Genomic DNA, 1,325 nt, shown 5'->3' with positions numbered 1-1,325 from the left:
ATGTGTATAAGAGACAGGTCCTTGGCGGTGCAGTCGGCCGGTGCGACGTACGTCGGGACGCCCAGTTCCTCGAACTGTTCGCGGGGCGCGACACCGCCCTTGCCGAGGGTGGACTCGAAGGAGGCGCTGACGAAGTCGGGTTCCAGGTCGAGGACCTTCTCGGAGGAGGGCCGGTTCTCCGCGATGCGGGGCACCGAGGCGTTGGCCTTCTCCAGTCCCTTCATCACGGGGTCGGTCCAGGTCGCGGTGGCGGCGAGCCGGTCGGCGAGGCCCAGGGAGAGCAGGATCTCGGTCGATCCCTGGTCCAGGGAGACCGCCTGGTTCGGGGCCGACTCGACGGTCACCGTGCGCCCGCAGTTCTCGAGGGTGACCGGGTAGCCGTCGGCGGCGCCGTCCGGCGCGCCGGTGTCCGCGGTGTTCCCGTCTCCGCCGCCGCAGGCGGTCAGCAGGACGGCTCCGGCGGTGAGCAGGGTGGCCAGACGTAGGGCACGGGGTAGGGAACGCACAGGATTCCTCGGCGTCTCGGGGCTCTTCCGCGAAGCCCGCTGCGGTGTGCCGCTTCCGGGGCGGAAGCGGGTGCCAGCAGGTCTTCGGACTCGGGTTCGTCCGGGCGGGACGCCTTCCCGGGCGCCCGGAGGCGTCCCAGTGGCCGTGGCCCCGCCCGTCCCCCTCACCGCTGCGCGTCAGCTCCGGATTCGCACCGGATTCCCTGACTCCAGGTGGAGTGTGACTGGCCTCTGCAAGCTATCACGCAGCAGGTGAACGGCTTGCGGGACCGGTGCGGGGGCCTTCGGACGGCCCCCGCGAGCCGCTCGGGCCGCCTGTGCGCCGTGGCCGGGACGGGCGTCGGGCGGTCCGCCCCGGCCACGGCCTCAGAGCGTACGGCGCCTCTGGTGAACCGATTCGCCTCGGTGCGGGCCGGGGCGGCACCTGCGGGCGAGCACGGACGTCGTGCCCCAGTACGCCAGCAGGACGGCCCGCAGGCCCATGATCTCCAGGGTCTCGCGCATGCCCGGTCTGCCGGGTCCGTGGGCCCCGCTCATACGGCGTCCTCCCGGTCGGGTGCGGCCGGTGCCGTGTGCCAGGGCGCGCCCGGGTCGTCGTACGCGTCGGCGTAACCGGGGCCCGCGATCGGCCAGTCGGCGAGCAGCTCACGCGGCAGGGCGAACGCCTCCACCAGTTGCGGCGCGTGCACCGCCACGGCCGCGATCAGCCCCTCGGTGACCTCGGGCAGCGCCGCCACCTGATCGGCGTCCAGCAGCCCCGCGGCCAGCAGGTCGCCGCTGTTGCGGGCCAGCCACTCGACGGCGAACAGCCGCTCCAGC

Annotated in this window: 3 protein-coding genes and 1 riboswitch; all 3 genes read right to left on the bottom strand. The window is 73.5% G+C overall.

Annotation, left to right across the window (positions count from 1 at the left end):
* A partial coding sequence (locus IH13_RS0107990) for an ABC transporter substrate-binding protein (RefSeq protein ID WP_158791098.1) occupies nucleotides 1-506 on the bottom strand: 506 nt, incomplete at its 3' end.
* A gap of 57 nt (nucleotides 507-563) precedes the next feature.
* A riboswitch (cobalamin riboswitch) is annotated at nucleotides 564-750 on the bottom strand.
* A 122-nt stretch (nucleotides 751-872) separates the two neighbouring features.
* Entirely contained in the window at nucleotides 873-1,043 is a 171-nt protein-coding gene (locus IH13_RS43880) for a hypothetical protein (protein ID WP_199814616.1), read from the bottom strand.
* The coding region (locus IH13_RS0107980; protein ID WP_031082327.1) for an acyl-CoA dehydrogenase at nucleotides 1,040-1,325 on the bottom strand (286 nt) is incomplete at its 5' end. The genes IH13_RS43880 and IH13_RS0107980, both read right to left, overlap by 4 nt.

Source organism: Streptomyces sp. NRRL WC-3549 (assembly GCF_000721935.1).
Taxonomy (GTDB): domain Bacteria; phylum Actinomycetota; class Actinomycetes; order Streptomycetales; family Streptomycetaceae; genus Streptomyces.
Note: the sequence above shows the minus strand (reverse complement) of the source record. Positions and strands in the feature narration are given on the sequence as shown.

Coding starts and splice junctions, on each gene's coding strand:
- IH13_RS43880 (WP_199814616.1), bottom strand. CDS start 1,043: ATGAGCGGGGCCCACGGACCCGGCAGACCGGGCATGCGCGAGACCCTG.